18 protein-coding genes are annotated in these 17,788 nt (G+C 69.1%); 6 read left to right on the top strand and 12 right to left on the bottom strand.

Translation table 11 applies throughout. The features are described 5' to 3' along the window. The first annotated feature begins 10 nt into the window (after positions 1-10). From HFGMBDPB_RS00940 to HFGMBDPB_RS00930, 3 genes are all read left to right on the top strand, one after another. On the top strand, positions 11-943 hold the full coding sequence (locus HFGMBDPB_RS00940) for a family 2A encapsulin nanocompartment shell protein (protein ID WP_013800566.1): 933 nt from the start codon (positions 11-13) through the stop codon (positions 941-943). Positions 944-955: 12 nt separating this feature from the next. After that, a complete protein-coding gene (locus HFGMBDPB_RS00935) occupies positions 956-2,854 on the top strand; it encodes a family 2A encapsulin nanocompartment cargo protein cysteine desulfurase (protein WP_212644731.1) in 1,899 nt (632 codons plus the stop codon). A 272-nt stretch (positions 2,855-3,126) separates the two neighbouring features. Continuing rightward, entirely contained in the window at positions 3,127-4,131 is a 1,005-nt protein-coding gene (locus HFGMBDPB_RS00930; protein WP_235434685.1) for a fimbrial protein, read from the top strand. Positions 4,132-4,230: 99 nt separating this feature from the next. On the opposite strand, the gene HFGMBDPB_RS00925 is transcribed toward HFGMBDPB_RS00930, so the two are convergent. From HFGMBDPB_RS00925 to HFGMBDPB_RS00905, 5 genes are all read right to left on the bottom strand, one after another. Beyond that, positions 4,231-5,187 carry a Bug family tripartite tricarboxylate transporter substrate binding protein gene (locus HFGMBDPB_RS00925; protein ID WP_034363353.1) on the bottom strand — a complete coding sequence of 319 codons (957 nt, stop codon included), beginning with the start codon at positions 5,185-5,187 and terminating at the stop codon, positions 4,231-4,233. A 44-nt stretch (positions 5,188-5,231) separates the two neighbouring features. Continuing rightward, positions 5,232-6,233, bottom strand: coding sequence for a tripartite tricarboxylate transporter substrate binding protein (locus HFGMBDPB_RS00920; protein WP_016450801.1), 1,002 nt, complete (start codon positions 6,231-6,233; stop codon positions 5,232-5,234). 65 nt (positions 6,234-6,298) lie between these two features. Next, complete coding sequence (locus HFGMBDPB_RS00915; RefSeq protein ID WP_212644730.1) at positions 6,299-7,351, bottom strand: hydroxyacid dehydrogenase; 1,053 nt, start codon at positions 7,349-7,351, stop codon at positions 6,299-6,301. After that, the gene (locus tag HFGMBDPB_RS00910) at positions 7,351-8,028 is read right to left on the bottom strand and encodes an RraA family protein (RefSeq protein WP_047327856.1); all 678 of its coding nucleotides are present in this window, start codon (positions 8,026-8,028) and stop codon (positions 7,351-7,353) included. Before HFGMBDPB_RS00910 ends, HFGMBDPB_RS00915 begins: the two co-directional genes overlap by 1 nt. 65 nt (positions 8,029-8,093) lie before the next feature. After that, complete coding sequence (locus HFGMBDPB_RS00905) at positions 8,094-9,311, bottom strand: alpha-hydroxy acid oxidase (protein ID WP_047327857.1); 1,218 nt, start codon at positions 9,309-9,311, stop codon at positions 8,094-8,096. A gap of 83 nt (positions 9,312-9,394) precedes the next feature. Between HFGMBDPB_RS00905 and HFGMBDPB_RS00900 the strand changes: the two genes are divergently transcribed. Next, positions 9,395-10,315, top strand: a complete 921-nt coding sequence (locus tag HFGMBDPB_RS00900) for a LysR family transcriptional regulator (RefSeq protein WP_212644729.1) — start codon at positions 9,395-9,397, stop codon at positions 10,313-10,315. 19 nt (positions 10,316-10,334) lie between these two features. Here the strand turns inward: HFGMBDPB_RS00900 and HFGMBDPB_RS00895 are convergent, their stop codons facing one another. Then, complete coding sequence (locus tag HFGMBDPB_RS00895) at positions 10,335-11,498, bottom strand: Kelch repeat-containing protein (RefSeq protein WP_212644728.1); 1,164 nt, start codon at positions 11,496-11,498, stop codon at positions 10,335-10,337. A 61-nt stretch (positions 11,499-11,559) separates the two neighbouring features. Here HFGMBDPB_RS00895 and HFGMBDPB_RS00890 point away from each other — a divergent pair, with 61 nt between their 5' ends. After that, positions 11,560-11,751 (top strand): oxidoreductase-like domain-containing protein, encoded by a 192-nt coding sequence (locus tag HFGMBDPB_RS00890; RefSeq protein WP_016448358.1) that lies wholly within the window; start codon positions 11,560-11,562, stop codon positions 11,749-11,751. Positions 11,752-11,786: 35 nt separating this feature from the next. On the opposite strand, the gene HFGMBDPB_RS00885 is transcribed toward HFGMBDPB_RS00890, so the two are convergent. From HFGMBDPB_RS00885 to HFGMBDPB_RS00870, 4 genes are all read right to left on the bottom strand, one after another. After that, positions 11,787-12,257: a RidA family protein gene (locus HFGMBDPB_RS00885; RefSeq protein WP_212644727.1), complete on the bottom strand. Its 471-nt coding sequence runs from the start codon at positions 12,255-12,257 to the stop codon at positions 11,787-11,789. 189 nt (positions 12,258-12,446) lie between these two features. Beyond that, a complete protein-coding gene (locus HFGMBDPB_RS00880; protein ID WP_043796569.1) occupies positions 12,447-13,262 on the bottom strand; it encodes an ABC transporter permease in 816 nt (271 codons plus the stop codon). 5 nt (positions 13,263-13,267) lie between these two features. After that, complete coding sequence (locus HFGMBDPB_RS00875) at positions 13,268-14,107, bottom strand: ABC transporter permease (RefSeq protein WP_212644726.1); 840 nt, start codon at positions 14,105-14,107, stop codon at positions 13,268-13,270. Positions 14,108-14,113: 6 nt separating this feature from the next. Further along, entirely contained in the window at positions 14,114-14,974 is an 861-nt protein-coding gene (locus HFGMBDPB_RS00870) for an ABC transporter ATP-binding protein (RefSeq protein WP_126311024.1), read from the bottom strand. Positions 14,975-15,113: 139 nt separating this feature from the next. Between HFGMBDPB_RS00870 and HFGMBDPB_RS00865 the strand changes: the two genes are divergently transcribed. After that, positions 15,114-16,898: a monovalent cation:proton antiporter-2 (CPA2) family protein gene (locus HFGMBDPB_RS00865; RefSeq protein WP_017405210.1), complete on the top strand. Its 1,785-nt coding sequence runs from the start codon at positions 15,114-15,116 to the stop codon at positions 16,896-16,898. Positions 16,899-16,931: 33 nt separating this feature from the next. Here the strand turns inward: HFGMBDPB_RS00865 and HFGMBDPB_RS00860 are convergent, their stop codons facing one another. Then, positions 16,932-17,321: a VOC family protein gene (locus HFGMBDPB_RS00860; protein ID WP_016452676.1), complete on the bottom strand. Its 390-nt coding sequence runs from the start codon at positions 17,319-17,321 to the stop codon at positions 16,932-16,934. 66 nt (positions 17,322-17,387) lie between these two features. Further along, entirely contained in the window at positions 17,388-17,741 is a 354-nt protein-coding gene (locus tag HFGMBDPB_RS00855; protein ID WP_012207609.1) for an energy transducer TonB, read from the bottom strand. Between the last annotated feature and the right edge of the window lie 47 nt (positions 17,742-17,788).

Raw genomic sequence — 17,788 nt, 5'->3', positions numbered from 1 at the left:
GAGTCTGCACATGTCGGCAACAGTGGGCGGCACGACCGCGCTAGGCGACAACGCCGCGCGGCAACTGGCCAACGCAACCAAAACCGTTCCCCAGCTTTCGACCATCAGCCCGCGCTGGCTGACGCACCTGCTGCAATGGTCGCCGGTGGAGGCGGGCATCTACCGCCTCAACCGCGTCAAGAACCCGGAGGCCATCAAGGTCACCTGCACGGCCAAGCAGGAAGACAACCAGCTGCCGCGCACCTATGTGGACTACGAGGAGCAGCCGCGCGAGTACTTCCTCAACGCCGTCTCCACCATCCTGGATGTGCACACGCGCATCTCCGACCTCTACAGCAGCCCGCATGACCAGATCAAGGAACAGCTGCGCCTGACGATCGAGACCATCAAGGAGAACCAGGAAAGCGAGCTGATCAACAACCCCGACTACGGCCTGCTGGCCCAGGTCACGGACGAGCAGCGCATCTTCCCGCTGACCGGCGCACCCACGCCCGACGACCTGGACGAGCTGCTGACCAAGGTCTGGAAGGAGCCCGCCTTCTTCCTGACCCATCCGCTGGCCATTGCCGCCTTCGGCCGCGAGGCCACGCGCCGCGGCACGCCGCCGCCCACGGTCAGCCTGTTCGGCTCGCAGTTCATCACCTGGCGCGGCATTCCGCTGATCCCCTCGGACAAGGTGCCCGTGGCCGATGGCAAGAGCAAGATCCTGCTGCTGCGCGTGGGCGACAAGCGCCAGGGCGTGGTCGGCCTGTACCAGCCCGGCCTGCCGGGCGAGCAAAGCCCGGGCCTGTCGGTGCGCTTCATGGGCATCAACAACCATGCCATCGCGTCCTACCTGATCTCGCTGTACTGCTCGCTGGCCGTGCTCACGCCCGACGCGCTGGCCGTGCTCGACGATGTCGAGATCGGCAAGTACCACGACTATCCCGACACCTACAAGTAAAGAGGCCGGGCGTTGACCGTGTCTGCAATCACCTCCGTGGCGCCCCAGGCGCCCTTCGACCCCGAGGCGCTGGCGCGCATGGCCAACGCCCTGTTCTCCGCCGCACCGGGATCGGCTCCTGCCCTGCCTGGTCTTCCGGGTCTTCCCGGTCTGCCTGCTGGCGTGCAGGCGCCCGTGAACGTGGCGCCGCCCGGCTCGCCGCTGGCCAGTCCCGCAGGCCTGGGCCCCGGCGTGCCGGGTACGCCCATCCCGCAGGGCCTGGCGCCGGGCAGCAACCTGCTGCCGGCCTCGCCCGCGCCGCTGGCCTCGCTGGCCCACCGCGCGCCCGCGCTGCTGCCCCATGCCCAGGCCGGCAACGGCGTGCCCGACCATGTCGTGAGCGCCCTGCCCGCCTACGAGCCGCGCCTGGGATCGCAGGTGCTGGGCGTGCCCCAGCGCCAGGGCGATCCGCTGGATGCGCTGGCCGCGCTCCCGTTCACGCCACCTGCTGCACCTGCGGCACCCGCCGTGCCGCGCATCGGCGTGCCCACAGAAGGGCCCGGCATTGCGTCCACCGTGCCTTCGGCCGAGCCGCGCTTTTACTTTGTCGATCCCGTGGTGCTGCCCGCCGGCTACACCACGCCGGCCCATCCGCTGCAGCGCCAGCAGGCTTCGCACGGGGCAAGGCATGGAGCGGCCGGCGTGCAGGCGCCCTTCGACGTGCATGCCGTGCGCCGGGACTTTCCCATCCTGTCCGAGCGCGTCAACGGCCGGCCCCTGGCCTGGCTGGACAACGCGGCCACCACGCACAAGCCGCGCGCGGTGATAGAGCGCATCCGCCATTTCTACGAGCACGAGAACTCCAACATCCACCGCGCCGCGCATGAACTGGCCGCGCGCGCCACCGACGCCTACGAGGGCGCGCGCGAGCGCGTGCGCCGCTTCATCAACGCGCCCGACGTGAACGAAGTCATCTTCGTGCGCGGCACCACCGAGGCCATCAACCTCGTGGCCAAGAGCTGGGGCTGGCAGCATGTGGGCGAGGGCGACGAGATCATCGTCTCCCACCTGGAGCACCACGCCAACATCGTGCCCTGGCAGCAGCTGGCGGCCGCCAAGGGCGCGAAGATCCGCGTGATCCCGGTGGACGACTCGGGCCAGGTGCTCATCGATGAATACCGCAGGCTGCTGAACCCGTGCACCAAGATCGTCTCCGTCACCCAGGTCTCCAACGCGCTGGGCACGGTCGTGCCCGTGCAGCAGATCGTGGAGCTGGCCCACCAGGCGGGCGCCCGGGCCCTGGTCGATGGCGCGCAGTCGGTCTCGCACATGGCCGTGGACGTGCAGGCCATCGGTGCGGACTTCTTCGTGTTCTCGGGCCACAAGGTCTTCGGCCCCACGGGCATCGGCGTGGTCTGGGGACGGCGCGAGGTGCTGGAGGACATGCCGCCCTGGCAGGGCGGCGGCAACATGATTGCCGACGTGACCTTCGAGAAAACCGTCTACCAGCCCCTGCCCAACACCTTCGAGGCCGGCACCGGCAACATTGCCGACGCCGTGGGCCTGGGCGCCGCCATCGACTACGTGCAGGCCCTGGGCATGGAGCGCATCGCGCGCTACGAGCACGATCTGCTGCAGTACGGCACGCAGGCGCTGGCGCCCATCCCCGGCCTGCGCCTGATCGGCACGGCGGCCGACAAGGCCAGCGTGCTGTCCTTCGTGCTCAAGGGCTGGACCACGGCCGAGGTGGGCGAGGCGCTCAACGCCGAAGGCATCGCCGTGCGCACCGGCCACCACTGCGCCCAGCCCATCCTGCGGCGCTTCGGCGTGGAGACCACCGTGCGGCCCTCGCTGGCCTTCTACAACACCACCGAGGAAATCGACCGGCTGGCGGCCGTGGTGCAGGGGCTGGCGGCGCGCAGGCGGGGTTGAGCCACCGGCTCAGCCCAGGCGTCTTGCAAAGGCGTCGCCCGTGGCGCCCATGCCCAGGCGGCCGCCCACGTCGTTGGCGCCGCTTGCGCCAGGTGTGCCGCAGGCCGGACCCGGTGGCCATGCCGCACCACAGCAGCGGACGGAACACGGCATTGGAGTCATGAAAAAGCATTGCCAATATCAGAATGATCCTATGGATTTCCATCAATCATAGGAATAGACTTTGGAGCGCGCCCATCAAACTCCCCTGCATCGTTTCCGGTTTCATTCATATGAAAAAAATCAGATATTTTCTCATTACGGCAACGCTTTGCTTTTCTGTAAGCTCCATTTATGGAGGCATATTTACCCCGGTGTCGTCCACCATCCAATTACCGGAAATCATCAACGTTCCCGCAGGAAATATCATGAATGGATCAGTGCTATGGGAATCGCCCATGGTCAAATCCACCCTCGACACAATTTCCTACAGTGTGCTTTCGGGGCCATCTTCAGAAATATGGCCCAAAATCATGAACCCCACTACGCTGGACGGCGATATCTACTCCACATCTTTGCGCGGAATAGGAGTCCGTTGGCGTGCCACATGGAAAGCCAGGAATTTCCCCAATGGCAAAACCATGTCCATCACCACTACGTCCAACAATGCAGGAGCCACGGGATGGCAAAAGGATGATGTACATGAGCAAACCATATGGATGCAACTCATCAAGACAGGCGCCGTTCAATCGGGCACTTTCAGCGTCAGCAGCTATTCATCCGCCCAGTTTGACTGCAATAGCCTTTGCAATAACTGGCTCGTGAAGGCGACCGGCAGCACCGTGGTGCGCACAGGCGCCAGTTGCCGGGTGAAGACGAGCAACATCGCCGTGAACCTGCAGCGAATCAACAGGTCACTGTTCAACGGGATAGGCGCTACCTCCGCGCCCCAGCCATTCGATCTGGAATTGATCTGCACCGGTGGCGAAGCCAATTCCACCCTGCGCCCGTTCGTCACGCTCACGGATGCCAACGATGCCGCCAACCGCTCCGATGTGCTGACGGTGACCGGAGGGGCTGCCGGCATCGGCATCCAGATCCGCAGCAGCGACAAGGTCATCAGCTACGGCGAGGACTCCGCCAACTTCGGCAATCCCAACCAGTGGCAGGCGGGCACCATCACCCCAGACACCAGAAACCACGTGATTCCATTGACGGCGCGCTATGTCCAGACCCAGCCCTCCGTCACCACAGGCCTGGCCAACGGACGGGCCACCTTCACGCTCAATTACCAGTGACCTGCCAGTGACCTGCCAGTGACCTGCCAGTGACACGCTGGCTGCATTGCGGCTGTGCAGGCGCTCGTGCCGATCCTGCGCTGCCGCACCCGGCTGCGCTCACTCGGCCCTGGCCCCCGACACACGCACCTGCTCGGCCGCCACGGGCATCTGCTCGCGCACGAAGCGCCAGAACGCGTCCACGCCCATGGGCTTGACGGGCAGCGAGCCTTGGTCGATGAACTGCTTTTGCACCTCGGGATTGCGCAGCGCCGTGGCCAGTGCGCCGTTCAGGCGCTCCAGCGCCGCGCGCGGCGTGCCGGCCGGGGCAACCAGGCCGTACCAGGAGTCGGTGTAGAAGCCCTTGACGCCTGCTTCCTCGAAGGTGGGCACATCGGGCAGGGCCGGCAGGCGCTGGCGTGAGGCCACGGCCAGGGCGCGCAGCTTGCCCGAGCGGATGAAGGGGATGGCGCCCGTGGTGAGCACGAAGTCCACGCGGCCCGCCATCAGGTCGGTCATGGCCGGGGCCGTGCCCTTGTAGGGGATGTGGGTGACATCCACGCCCGTGAGCTGCTTGAAGCTGGCGCCGGCCAGATGCTGGCTGGAGCCCACGCCGCCCGAGCCGTAGTTGAGCTGGCCCGGCCTGGCGCGCGCCGCCTCCAGCAGATCGTTGACCGAGCGCAGCGGCGAGGCCACGGGCACCAGCAGCACGCTGGGCGAGGTGGTGATCATGCCGATGGGCGCGAAGTCCTTGAGCGGGTCGTGGTTGAGCTTGGCGTAGAGCGCGGAGTTCAGGCCGTGCGAGGCCACGGTGGCCAGCATGATGGTGTTGCCATCGGGCCTTGCGCGGGCCGCCGCGTCGCTGCCCAGGTTGCCGCCTGCACCGGCCCGGTTGTCGATGGTGATGGGCTGGCCCAGGGCCTCGCTCATGCGCGTGGCCGCCAGCCGCGCCACGTTGTCGGAGGGGCCGCCCGCAGGCCAGCCCACGATGAGGGTGATGGGGCCTTGCGCCAGGGCCGGCAGGGCCAGGGCGCACAGGGCCAGCGCAGCCAGGCTGCGGCGCGGCAGACAGTGCATGGCGGTCGTCCTTGTGAATTCAAAGGTTGGCATGGGCATGGCCTTCAGGGCTTGCCGTCCTGCCAGGGCATTTCGGTCCAGAGCTTGCGAAAGCCGGCCTCGGTGCGCTCCAGCTCGGCCGCGTAGGCGGGCGGCGCCAGGTAGCGCAGCGGCGCGTACATGGCCTCGGCCTGCTGCCTGAACTGCGGGTCGGCCGCGATGGCGGCCACGGCATCGACCAGCTTTTTGCGCACGCCTTCGGGCAAGCCCTTGGGCGCGGCCAGGCCGCGCAGGGAGGCCAGCTCGATATCGATGCCCTGCTCCTTGAACGTAGGCACCTGGGGCGCCAGCGAGCTGCGCGCGGCCGACATCTGGCCCAGCAGGCGGATGGGAGTGCCGCCCTTCTGGTAGGCCAGCACCTCGCCCACGTTGATGGCGCCGATGGTGATCTGCTGGCCCGTGGCGGCGGCGCGCACCTCGCCCGCGCCCTTGTAGGGCACATGGGTGAGCTGCGTGCCCGTGGCCTTGGCGAACAGCAGCATGGCCAGGTGGTCGTCCGAGCCCGTGCCCGTGGTGCCCACGGTCACGGCACCGGGGTTGGCCCGGGCGTAGGCGGCCAGGCCGGCCAGCGTGGTGATGGCGTTGCTGTTGTGGATGGCAAAGCCGCCCGGGTCGTCCACCAGGTTGCCCAGCAGGTCGTACTGGCTCCAGTGGAAGCTGCTCTTGCGCTCGATGGGGATGGTCAGCACGTTGGGCGTGTTGATGAAACCGATGGTGTAGCCGTCCGGCTTGGCCCGCGCCAGTTCGCCAAAGCCGATGCCGCCGCCCGCGCCGGGGCGGTTGAGCACGACCACGCTGCCGCCCAGCTTCTTTTCCAGATGGCGGGCCAGCAGCCGCGCCACCAGGTCGGTGCCGCCGCCGGGCCCGTAGGCCACGATCATCTCGATGTTGCGCGAGGGATAGGGGGCCTCGCCCTGAGTCTGGGTCTGAGCCTGGGCCAGGGCCGGCAGCGCCATGCAGGCGGCGGCCAGGCCTGCGCACAATGCGCGCCTTGCTTGCTGTGTCATCTTTGTCTCCTGGGTCGCCTCTTGCAGTGGTCTGAGAGGCTTTGTAGTCATGGTGAAGGAAGCGGCTAACGGGACGGGGAACGGGACGGGTCCAAGGCCCGGGCGATGCGCTCGCGCGCATGCGGCCAGACCTCGGGATTGACCAGGCGCGCGGGCCGCTGGCCGTCGGCCAGCAACTGCACGATCTGGGTGGCAGCCAGCTCGGCGTTGTTGCGCCGGGCCTCGTGCGTGACACCGGCGGTGTGGAAGGTGGCCACCACCTGGGGCAGGGCCAGCAGCGGATGGGAGGCGGGCGGCGGCTCCTGGTCCCAGACATCGAGCCCGGCGCCGGCCAGGTGGCCGCTGGCCAGGGCGGCGTGCAGGGCGGCCTCGTCATGGATACCGCCGCGCGCCGTGCTCACGAAAACGGCGCCCGGCCGCATGGCCGCAAAGGCAGCGGCGTTCATGAGCCCCAGCGTGGAGGCATCGCGCGGGCAGTGCAGGGAGACGATGTCCGCGCGCTGCAGCAGCTCGTCGAAGCCGACGGCCTCGGCCCCGCGCGCTGCCAGGCCGGCCGCGTCGTAGGCCGGGTCGCAGCCGATCACCTGCATGCCGAAGGCCCGGCCCAGGGCCGCGACGCGGCTGCCGGCCTCGCCCACGCCCACCAGGCCCAGGGTGCGGCCGCGCAGCTCGTGGCCCATGACGTCTTCCCGGCTGAAGCCCCGGGCCGGGGCCCGCAGCAGGCGGTCGGATTCGTTGATGCGGCGCAGCACGGACAGCATCAGGCCGGTGGCCATCTCGGCCACCGAATCCGCGTTGCCGCCCGACTGGTTCATCACGGCCACGCCGGCGCGCGTGCAGGCCTCGATGTCGATGGTGTCGCAGCCCGAGCCGCTGGAGGACACGGCCAGCAGATCGGGGCAGCGCGCCAGCAGGTCCGCCGTGGCGAACCAGTGGCGCGGCAGCTCGTCCTTGGCGGCCGTGATCTGGTAGACCTGGGCGCCGGCCAGGGCCTGCCAGGCGGCGGCATCGTCGCCCTCGCGCCGGCAGGTGACCAGCTGCACGCCAGGCGCGGCCGAGACGATGCGGTCAAAGGCCGCATCCAGCCAGTAGTCGAAGCGGACAACGCGGCGGTCCATCACAGCACCCCCTTGGCGGCCAGCGTGCGCGCCACCCAGGAGCGGTCGGCACGGCCTGCGGCAATGGCGGCGAGCACGTCGGCCTCGTCCCGCTGTATGGCTTCCACGCGGTCGGCAATGGCGGCGGCCTCGGCGGCGGGCACGGCCAGCAGGCCGTCGCCGTCGCCCAGCACCAGGTCGCCCGGGTGGACGACCATGCCGTCGATGCTCACGGGCACATGCAGCTCGCCGGGGCCGTCCTTGTAGGGGCCGCGGTGCGAGACGCCGCGCGCATACACGGGCAGGCCGTGCTGGCCGATGGTGTCGCTGTCGCGGATCAGCCCGTCGATGACGATGCCGGCCGCGCCGCGCGCCATCATCAGCGCCAGCATGATCTCGCCAATGATGGCGTTGGGCCCGGCGCCGCCCGCGTCCACCACGATCACGTCGCCGGGGCCGCAGATGTCGATGGCCTGGTGCACCATGAGGTTGTCGCCGGGCCGCGTGCGCACGGTCAGCGCACGGCCCACCAGCGGCCCCTGGCGGCGATGGAAGGGCCGCAGCGCCGAGGTGCCCGTGGTGCGGCTCATGGCGTCGCTGACATTGGCGACCGGAAAGCCGCGATAGCGCTGCAGCAGCGCATCACCAAGGGCGGCCTCGGGCCGGGCGTGGATATGGAATCCGGGAATCTTGCTCACTGCTGTGTCTCCGTCTGTGTCCGTGTCTGTGTCTGTTGTCTGTGTCGATACCGCTGTCTTGCCGCTCAGAACGCATCCCAGGCCTGCGCGTGGCGCACGCAGGCCGGCGTGACCTGGTCCAGGCGCGTGGCGCCCAGCATGGCCATGTCGCGCAGCACCTCCTCGCGCAGCAGGGCCATGGCATGGGCCACGCCCGCCGGCCCGGCCACCGAGGCCGCGTAGTTGAAGGGCCGGCCCACGAACACGCAGCGCGCGCCCAGGGCCAGGGCCTTGAGCACATCGGTGCCCCGGCGCACGCCGCTGTCCAGCATCACCGGCAGGCCGGGCACGGCGCGCACGATGCCGGGCAGCACGCGCAGCGGTGCCACGGCGCCGTCGAGCTGGCGCCCGCCGTGGTTGGAGACGATGAGGCCGTCGGCCCCGTGGTCGCGCGCCAGCACGGCGTCTGCGGCCGAAAGAATGCCCTTGACCACCAGTTGCCCCTGCCAGCGCTGGCGGATGGCGGCCAGATGCGGCCAGGCCAGATGGGAGCGGTCCGAGAAATCGCGCATCACGCTGGCCGACAGGATGGGCGCGCCCCGGTGCGCATAGTTGTTCTCGAAATGCGGCATGCCGTGGCGCCACAGGGTCTTGAGAAAGCTGCCGAACAGCCAGCGCGGGTGGCTGATGCCCTGCCAGGCCAGGCCCGGCCCGGGCCGCAGCGGCGTGGAGAAACCGGCGCGCACATTGTTCTCGCGGTTGGCGGCCACGGGCGTGTCCACGGTGATCACCAGGGTCTGCACGCCGGCGGCGGCCACGCGGTCCAGCAGCGCATCGATCTGGCCCTGGTCGCCCGGCGGGTAGGCCTGGAACCAGGTGTGGGGCGCGGCCGCCATCACCTCCTCCAGCCGGATCAGCGAGGAGCCGCTCATGATGACCGGCACGCCCGCCTGCTGTGCGGCCTGGGCCAGCACCAGGTCGCCCCGGTAGGCCGACAGCGCGGCAATGCCCATGGGCGCCACGCCGAAGGGCGCCCCGTAGCGGCGCCCGAACAGCTCGAAGGAGGGGTCGCGCTGTGCCACGCCCACCAGCGCGCGCGGCACGAAGGCCAGCTCGGCAAAGGCGCGGCGGTTGTCCGCCAGCGAGGCGTTGTCCTCCACCGCCCCGCTGATGTAGGCATGGATGGGGCGCGGCAGATGGCGCCGCGCCAGCCGCTCGAAATCGTCAAGCGACAGCACGCCGCGCAGGCGGCGCGGTGGCGTGGCGGAAGCGGCAGGGACGGCAGGGACGGCAGGCGTAGGCATTGCCAGCCAATGTAGGAGGGCGCAATTCCAAAGAAAAGCGAAATAAATCGGAATCAATGTTTCGCTTTTGTGAAAATATCGCCATGACCCTCAAACAGCTCGAAGCCTTCTACTGGGCCGCCACCTGCCTGAACTTCAGCGTGGCCGCCGACCGCGTGCACCTGTCGGTCTCATCGCTGTCCAAGCGCATTGCGGAGCTGGAGGCCTCACTGGGCGTGCAGCTGTTCGACCGCAGCGGCCGCGCCGCCGAACTCACGCCCCAGGGCGAGCAGCTGCTGCCGCGCATCCGCGAGCTGCTGCACGGCGCCGCCCAGCTGCGCGAGGCGGCGGGCCGCAGCGTGGGCCTGCAGGGCCGCTGCCGCATCGGCTTTGGCGAACTCAGCGGCCTGACCTGGCTGCCCCGGCTGGTGCAGAAGGTGGCCGAGCTGCACCCCGACCTGCAGCTGGAGCCCCACACGGACATCGGCCAGGTGCTGGAGCAGCGCATCGTCGATGGCGAGCTGGACTGCGTGGTCATCGCCGGGCCATCGTCGCGCAGCAGCCTGGCCTTCGAGCAGGTCGCCCAGGTGCGCTTCGTCTGGGCCGCCAGCGACGACTTCATCGCCCGCGCCGGCACCGGCCTGCCCCGGCGCCTGGTGCGCGAGCAACTGCTGATCGCCCTTCCCACCGGCTCGGGCGCCACGCGCACGCTGGACGACTGGCTGGGCCGCCACGGCCTGGCCGTGGAGCGGCGCCTTTCCTGCAACAGCTGGGGCGCCGTGGTGGGCATGGTGGTGGACGGGCTGGGCTTCACCTACATGCCCGAGCAATGGGCACTGGCCCTTCAGGAACGCGGCCGCCTGCGCGTGCTGGACGGCAGCGCCGAGGCCTCAAAGCACAGCGCGCTGGCCCCGCTGACCTACACCGTGCAATGGCGCCGCGACGATGCCCGGCCCCTGATCACGGAAATGCGCGAGATCATCCGCAGCGTGATCGATTTCCCGGCGCCGCGCTGTTTGAGTTGAACAGACGGAAAGCGTGCCGTCAGCCCACGGTATCCGGCTCCCGCGGCAGATCCTCCATCACCCACGGAGCCTCTTCAATGCGCGCCAGCAGTGCCAGCGTGGCCTGCTGCAGCGCATGCAGCCTGTTCGGCTCCAGCGCCCCCTCGACGAGGGCCTCCACATGGAGGTTGCCTTCCTTGAAGCGCAGCGTCACTCCGTCCATCACCACGGCGTACATTTCCCCGACCGCTTCCTGGACCGGCGGGGCAACTGTCTCATCGATCCGGTAGAGCAGGTCCAGCGCCTCGAAGTCAGGCGCGTCACCCAGGCCCTCGATCGTTGGCAGATTCAGGTGCTTGTATTTGCGCAGTGAATGCGCAAGCCGCATGCTCATGAGCCGGTTGCCTTTGCCATCGGCACGCCGCATGGCCCAACGCTGCCAGGGCCTGCGGGTCAATCGCCGCCACTCGCCGGTCACTGTGTCCAGCGACCAGTCGTCGATGTTCTCGGGCGTCAGGCATTGCTCGCCAAACCAGCGCTCGCCACCGCTCACCACGATGGTTCTTCCATCGCCTGCCAGACAGGCCTCATGCTGATAGATCCAGCCGGGCGCCTCGCCATGCGTGGGAACCGCCTCGATGCGCATGCTGTCCAGCAGCAACCTGTACACCCGCGTCATCCCCGGCATGCGCTGGTGCCGGTAACCCAGGCCGCCAATGATGAAGATGGCGTCACCCACCAGCGTGGCGCTGTGGAAATCGGTGGGAGGGAAGGCATCGTCCGGGTAGCCGTGGATGGCGATGCCGCCATTCGCGTCGATGACGATGACATCGTTGTAGATGAAGAAGTCGGGATCGCAGCTGTCTTCGTGCTCGCCGCCGATGTGCACGACCCGGCCATCGGCCAGCACCGTCTCGCTCTTGCCATACCGGGCAAAGCACCACATGGGCCCTTGCGCAAAGGGCGACGGTCCACGCAGAAGTTCGTTCGCGCCATAGGCGCTCCAGCGTGTGCGCACCATCCAGTGCCACAGCGGATTGTCCTGCCGCGTCGGGTTCAGCGCTCCGGCCCGGGGCGAGCGCCAGAGGGCAAGATCCCGCACGGCTTCCTCGGGCGGCGGCTCGGCCTTTCTGCGCTCGGCGGCGTCCTCCTCAGCGAGAAATTGCGCAATCTCATCCTGTTTGCTCTGATCGCCAGCCTGCATGGCCTGCCTCCTCAAAAACCGTACAAAACAACGCCACAAGCAGCGCGAGACAATCGAGCCCATGACCACCGCGCCGATTCCAGATTTCGCCGACCCCATGCCCCAGCCGCCCGAGCAGCCCGACCTGGACGCCTGCTGCGGCAATGGCTGCGACCCCTGCATCTTCGACAGCTATGACCTGGCCATGGACGAGTACCGCCAGGCGCTGCGGGCCTGGAAGGCGCGCAACGAAACGCCAGCGGGCCAGGGATAGGAATAGGGATAGGAATAGGGATAGGGGTAGCGCGATCAGTCCACGCGGGCGATCAGGTCCAGCTCCACGGCCGCGCCCTTGGGCAGCTGCAGCACGCCCACCGAAGTGCGCGTGTGGGCACCCACGGGGCCCAGCACCCGGGCGATGAGGTCGGAGGCGCCATCGGCCACCTCGCTTTGCTGGGTGAAATCGGGCGCCGAGCGCACATAGACGGTGATGCGTGCAACGGCGCGCACGGCATCGAGCGAGCCGGCCGCGCGCTGCACGAAGGCCAGGGCCCGCATGGCGCAGATGGCGGCGGCCGTTCTGGCCGTTGCCAGGTCGATCCCGGCGCCGACCGTCCCCACGTAGAGCACTTCATCGCCCACGCGGGGAATCTGCCCGCTGACGAACAGCTGCTGGCTGTCGCGCACGACGGGGCTGTAGTTGCCGCCTATCTTGATCTCGCCATCGAAGCGGTGGCCGAGCTCGAGGGCGGCCTGGGCGAAGCGTTCATCTGCTGTCATGGTCTGGTGTCCGGAGTAAGGCAAGCGCGCAGTCTAGAGCGTGTTATGCACTTTTAAGTACCCGCGTTGGTTCTGCACGCTGGTGATCGCAAGGCGCAGTGCGCCGCCAAGGCTCATGCCTTGGCAAGCGCTGCAACGCCGCGAGCGCCTGCGCGCAGAGCCTGTGGCGCACCGGCGCCTGCGGCGGCTTCAACTGCCCGTGGACGCGTAATGCCTCACTCCCATGCGCCAGGCGCCCGAGGCCAGCCAGAGGAAGGCAAAGCCGGCCAGCGGCGAGACCCAGCCCAGCCAGGCCGGCGCGCCCAGCGGGTCGGGCTTGCCCAGCACGGCCAGCGCCGGGTAGTAGGCCACGCAGGCCAGCGGCACGGCGAAGGTCAGCAGGCGGCGGAACCACTGCGCGTACAGGGCCAGCGGGTACTGGGCGGCCTCGACGCTGCCGTAGCTCAGCACATTGGCGGCTTCCAGGCTTTCCACGGTCCAGAACGAGAGCGCACCCTGCAGCACCAGGATGCCCAGGAACAGCGCCACGCCGCCCGCCACGGCGAACAGCGCCACGGCGACGGCCTGGGGCGTCCACACCACGGCGCCCTGGGCCGTGGCAAAGCCCAGCACCAGCAGGCCCTGCAGCAGGCGGCCCAGGCGGCTGATGCGCACGTCATGGCCCATGAGCTGCAGCCACACGGGGCGCGGGCGCAGCAGCAGGCGGTCGAAGGCGCCGGTGCGCAGGAACTGCGTGCCCAGCACGTCGAAGCCCCGGCCCAGCGCATCGGCCAGGGCGAACATGCAGTTCACCAGGCCATAGAACACGGCCACTTCGCCGATGCGCCAGCCCTGCACCTCGCCAAACCGGTGGAACAGCGCCCAGACGGCGATGACCTCGATGCCCGTGACCAGGAACTGGCCCAGGGTCAGCATCAGCGCCGAGGCCGGGTAGCGCGCCTGCCCGCCCAGCGAGGCCAGCGCCAGGCGCAGGAACATGGACAGCGATCCTTTTTGCTTGGCCATGGCGCTCACCCGCCCTGCACTTCGAGCCGGCGCATGGTGCGCGCCATGGCCGCGCGGCCCAGGGCCACGATCACGGCAATCCACAACACCTGCAGCGCCAGGCAGGCCAGCATCTGCGCGCCGGCCATCTGGCCGAAATAGATGCGCGCAGGGATGTCCATCACGCCCGCCAGCGGCTGCAGCAGCAGCGCGGTCTGCCAGGCGTCGGGCATCAGCGCCAGCGGCAGCAGGTTGCCCGACAGCACGATGACCACGGGCGCGGCCAGCGTGTTGATGCCTTTTTCATTGAGCGCGGCGGCAGCGGCAACGTTCAGCAGCATGACCAGTGCCGTGGACAGCAGCAGCGCCAGCAGCATGGATGCGGTAAAGCCCAGGCCTGCGGCCCAGCCGGCCGGCGGCTGCCAGCCCCAGGCGCCCAGCCCCATCAGCGGCAGGGCCAGCCCTGCAAACGCCACCATCAGCGCCACGCGTGGCAGCACGCGCGCAGCGATCCAGCCCGCCGAGCGCACGAACCACAGCGCATAGGCATCCACGGGCCGCAGCCGGTCATAGGCGATGGCGCCCGTGCGCACGGCCAGGGCCACGTCGGGGTCGCCGCTCCAGGGCAGCAGCGCGAACAGGCCCTGGGCCAGCCAGGTGTAGGTGATGGCGTGCTCCAGCGAGATGGGCGCGCCGGCCGATGCCGAGGCACTGCCGTAGAACGCCGCCAGCACCATGGTCTTGATGGCGCCCCACCAGCACTGCGTGGCAAAGCCCGCGTAGGCCGCCGTGCGGTACTGCAGCATCACCAGGAACCGCGATGCAAAGGCCGCCACATAGGGGCGCAGGAGTTCACGCAGCGTCATGCCGGCTCAGCCTTCGGCCGCTCCGTGCATGGCGTAGAAGCGGGCGATCACGGCCTCGATGGCCATGTCTTCTCCATTGCCTTCGCCATCACCACCTCCACGCCCCTCGCCCTGCGCTGCCACCACCTGGGCGCGCAGCGCATCGACCGCGCAGTCGGCCAGCACGCGGCCATGGCCGATGACGATCACGCGCCGCGCCAGCGCCTCGATGTCGTGCATGTCATGCGTGGTCAGCAGCACCGTGGTGCCGCGCTCGTGGTTGGCGCGCAGCACGAACTCGCGCACGGCCAGCTTGGAGGGTGCGTCCAGGCCGATGGTGGGCTCGTCCAGGAACAGGATCTCGGGCTCGTGCAGCAGGGCCGCGGCGATCTCGGCGCGCATGCGCTGGCCCAGGGACAGCTGGCGCACGGGCTGGTCCAGCACGCGCTCCAGGTTCAGCAGCGCCACCAGCTCGTCGCGCGTGCGCCCGTAGCGTGCGGGATCGACGCGGTACAGGTCGCGCAGCAGGTTGAAGCCATCGCCCACGGGCAGGTCCCACCACAGCTGCGAGCGCTGCCCGAAGACCACGCCGATGCGGCCCACATGGCGCTGGCGGTCGGCGAAGGGGTCGCGCCCGTCCACCTCCACGCGCCCGCCATCGGGCCGCAGGATGCCCGACAGGATCTTGATGGTGGTGGACTTGCCCGCGCCGTTGGGGCCAATGAAGCCCAGCAGCTCGCCACGCTCCAGTGCGAACGACACGCCATCCAGCGCCTGCACCGTGCGATGGCGCGGATGCACCAGCGCGCGCAGCGCACCCATCACGCCGGGGTCGCGCTCATGGATGCGGTAGGTCTTGCGGAGGTCGTGGACGAGGATCTGGGGCATGGCGCTGGGCGGTGAGGTAAGCGCAGAGGGGGGGCACAGAGGGGGCGCGATTCTACACAGGACCGGGCTTTGCTATCCTGCGCGCAAATTCGCGGATGGAAATCCGCCTTGCCGCACGCACGCACAAAGGAAACACAACATGGCCGCTGAAGGCAATGCAAGCCAGCTCGTAGGAATCGTCACGCTGCTGGGGGCCGCCGTGGTGGCCGTGCCGCTGTTCAAGCGGCTGGGCCTGGGCGCCGTGCTCGGCTACCTGGCCGCTGGCCTGGCCATAGGCCCCTACGGGCTGGGCCTGGTGACGGACGCGCAGACCATCCTGCACGTGGCCGAGCTGGGCGTGGTGATGTTCCTCTTCGTCATCGGGCTGGAGATGAAGCCTTCGCACCTGTGGGATCTGCGCGGCCAGATCTTCGGGCTGGGCAGCCTGCAGGTGGTGGTGTGCGCGCTGCTGCTCACGGGCGTGGGCATGGCCTTCGGCTTTCCGTGGCAGGTGGCCTTCGTGAGCGGCGCGGGCTTCGTGCTGACCTCCACGGCCATCGTCATGCAGGTGCTGGCCGAGCGTGGCGACATCCTGGCGCCGCGCGGCCAGCGCATCGTCTCCATCCTGCTGTTCGAGGACCTGCTCATCGTGCCGCTGCTGGCCGCCGTGGCCTTTCTGGCGCCGGCCGATGCGGCGCCCGTGGCCACCTCGCCCCTGTGGCAACGCGCGGGCGTGGCCCTGCTGTCGCTGGGCGCGCTGGTGGGCGCGGGCCTGTGGCTGCTGAACCCGCTGTTCCGCATCCTGGCCAAGGCCAAGGCGCGCGAGGTGATGACGGCCGCCGCGCTGCTGGTGGTGCTGGGCGCCGCCCTGCTGATGGAGATGGGCGGCCTGTCCATGGCCATGGGCGCCTTTGTGGCGGGCGTGCTGCTGTCCGAATCCTCGTTCCGCCACCAGCTGGAGGCCGATGTGGAGCCCTTCCGCGGCCTGCTGCTGGGCCTGTTCTTCCTGGGCGTGGGCATGGCACTGAACCTGGAGGTGGTGGCGCTGAACTGGCGCATCGTGGGCATGGGCGTGGTGGCGCTGATGCTGGGCAAGGCGCTGTGCATCTATGCCGTGGCCCGCGTGGCGCGCAGCAGCCATGCCGATGCGCTGGACCGCGCCATCCTCATGGCCCAGGGCGGGGAGTTCGCCTTCGTGCTGTTTGCCGAGGCGCTCAAGCTCAAGGTGCTCAGCCCCGAGGTGCATGCCAACATGACGGCCATCGTCGTGCTGTCCATGGCCATCACGCCGCTGGTGGTGGTGCTGCACAAGCGCCTGGCCGGCGCCCAGGCCGTGTCGCTGGACGGCGTGGAGGCGCCGCAGGACCTGCGCGGCAACGTGCTGGTCATCGGCTTCGGCCGCGTGGGCCAGATCGCCAGCCAGGGGCCGCTGGCGCATGGGGCCAGACTGTCCATCATCGACAACGACCCCGACGTGATCCGCAACGCCGAGCCCTACGGCTTCAAGGTCTACTTCGGCGACGGCGCGCGCGCCGACATCCTGCATGCGGCCGGCGCCAGCCATGCCAGCGCCATCCTGGTCTGCGTGGACAGCAAGGCCGCCGCCACGCGCATCGTGGAGAATGTGCGCCACGAATGCCCGCACGCCCGCCTCATCGTGCGCGCCTATGACCGAGAGCACGCGCTGGAGCTGATCCAGAAGGACGCCGACCATGTCGTACGCGAGAGCTTCGAGTCCGCCCTGCTCATGGGCCGCCACGCCGTGCTGGCCCTGGGCGCCACCGAGGACGAGGCCCGGACGCTGGAGTCCGAAGTGCGCGGCCGCGACACCGAGCGCTTTGCGCTGGAGACCGCCGGCGGCACCTTTGCGGGGCGCGCGCTGCTGCTGGGCAATATCGAGCGCATCGATCCGCCCCGGCACGACAAGCCCACCGCCAGGGACTGAGCGCGCAAGGGCCGCAGGGGCCGCAGGCCCCGCTCAATGCCGCTGGTTGATCTGTATGAGATTGCCGCAGGTGTCGTCGAACACCGCAATCGTGACCGGCCCCAGATGCGTCGGCGGCCTGGTGAAGCACACGCCGGCCGCGCTCAGGCGCTCGTACTCGGCCTGCACGTCGTCCACGCCGAAGAAGGTGGCCGGCACGCCGTCGGCATGCAGGGCGGTCTTGAACGGCCTGGCGGCCGGGTGCATGTCGGGTTCGAGCAGCAGCTCCACGCCATCGGCATCGCCGGGCGATGTCAGGGTGAGCCAGCGCGCGTCGCCGCCCATGGGAATGTCGTGCTTGAGAACGAAGCCGAGCACGTCGCGGTAGAAGGCCAGGGCCTTGTCCTGGTCGTCGACGAGCACGCTGGTGATGACGATCTTCATGGAATGCTCCTTGTGTCGCTGCGCAGGGCACGCACCGGGTACACACCTGCCACCACCGGCATGCCGCTATTTCAGCAGGAAGGTGACGGGCACGCGCGTCCACATGCTGTCCGGCACGCCGTCGCGCGTGCCGGGGACAAAGCGCCACGTCCGCACGGCGTCCAGCGCCTCCTGGTCGAGCAGAGGATAGCCGCTGCTGTCTGCCACATCCACGGCCAGTGCCTTTCCGCTGGCGCCCACCAGAACCCGCAGCACCACCTTGCCTTCCTGCTCCAGCCGCCTGGCTTCCTTGGGATAGGCCGGCATCTTGTTCTCGCTGGCCTGCCTGTCAGGCACAGGCTGCACCACGCCTGCCGCAGCCGGGCCGCCGGCCAGCAGGCCCAGGGTCAATGCAAGGATGGCGCAGCGCATGCGGGGCATTCGGAAGGCTCCTGGATGGGGGCGGGATGGGGGACTGGATGGGGATG

The organism is Delftia sp. PE138, assembly GCF_018320755.1.
Classification (GTDB): Bacteria; Pseudomonadota; Gammaproteobacteria; order Burkholderiales; family Burkholderiaceae_C; genus Comamonas; species Comamonas tsuruhatensis.
This window is presented reverse-complemented; position numbering and strand designations above follow the sequence as displayed.

Excerpts from the sequence above, each read along its gene's own strand:
- HFGMBDPB_RS00940 (WP_013800566.1), top strand. The coding sequence starts at position 11 with ATGTCGGCAACAGTGGGCGGCACGACCGCGCTAGGCGACAACGCCGCG.
- HFGMBDPB_RS00930 (WP_235434685.1), top strand. The coding sequence starts at position 3,127 with ATGAAAAAAATCAGATATTTTCTCATTACGGCAACGCTTTGCTTTTCT.
- HFGMBDPB_RS00925 (WP_034363353.1), bottom strand. The coding sequence starts at position 5,187 with ATGCACTGTCTGCCGCGCCGCAGCCTGGCTGCGCTGGCCCTGTGCGCC.
- HFGMBDPB_RS00920 (WP_016450801.1), bottom strand. The coding sequence starts at position 6,233 with ATGACACAGCAAGCAAGGCGCGCATTGTGCGCAGGCCTGGCCGCCGCC.
- HFGMBDPB_RS00915 (WP_212644730.1), bottom strand. The coding sequence starts at position 7,351 with ATGGACCGCCGCGTTGTCCGCTTCGACTACTGGCTGGATGCGGCCTTT.
- HFGMBDPB_RS00905 (WP_047327857.1), bottom strand. The coding sequence starts at position 9,311 with ATGCCTACGCCTGCCGTCCCTGCCGTCCCTGCCGCTTCCGCCACGCCA.
- HFGMBDPB_RS00900 (WP_212644729.1), top strand. The coding sequence starts at position 9,395 with ATGACCCTCAAACAGCTCGAAGCCTTCTACTGGGCCGCCACCTGCCTG.
- HFGMBDPB_RS00895 (WP_212644728.1), bottom strand. The coding sequence starts at position 11,498 with ATGCAGGCTGGCGATCAGAGCAAACAGGATGAGATTGCGCAATTTCTC.
- HFGMBDPB_RS00890 (WP_016448358.1), top strand. The coding sequence starts at position 11,560 with ATGACCACCGCGCCGATTCCAGATTTCGCCGACCCCATGCCCCAGCCG.
- HFGMBDPB_RS00885 (WP_212644727.1), bottom strand. The coding sequence starts at position 12,257 with ATGACAGCAGATGAACGCTTCGCCCAGGCCGCCCTCGAGCTCGGCCAC.
- HFGMBDPB_RS00880 (WP_043796569.1), bottom strand. The coding sequence starts at position 13,262 with ATGGCCAAGCAAAAAGGATCGCTGTCCATGTTCCTGCGCCTGGCGCTG.
- HFGMBDPB_RS00875 (WP_212644726.1), bottom strand. The coding sequence starts at position 14,107 with ATGACGCTGCGTGAACTCCTGCGCCCCTATGTGGCGGCCTTTGCATCG.
- HFGMBDPB_RS00870 (WP_126311024.1), bottom strand. The coding sequence starts at position 14,974 with ATGCCCCAGATCCTCGTCCACGACCTCCGCAAGACCTACCGCATCCAT.
- HFGMBDPB_RS00865 (WP_017405210.1), top strand. The coding sequence starts at position 15,114 with ATGGCCGCTGAAGGCAATGCAAGCCAGCTCGTAGGAATCGTCACGCTG.
- HFGMBDPB_RS00860 (WP_016452676.1), bottom strand. The coding sequence starts at position 17,321 with ATGAAGATCGTCATCACCAGCGTGCTCGTCGACGACCAGGACAAGGCC.
- HFGMBDPB_RS00855 (WP_012207609.1), bottom strand. The coding sequence starts at position 17,741 with ATGCCCCGCATGCGCTGCGCCATCCTTGCATTGACCCTGGGCCTGCTG.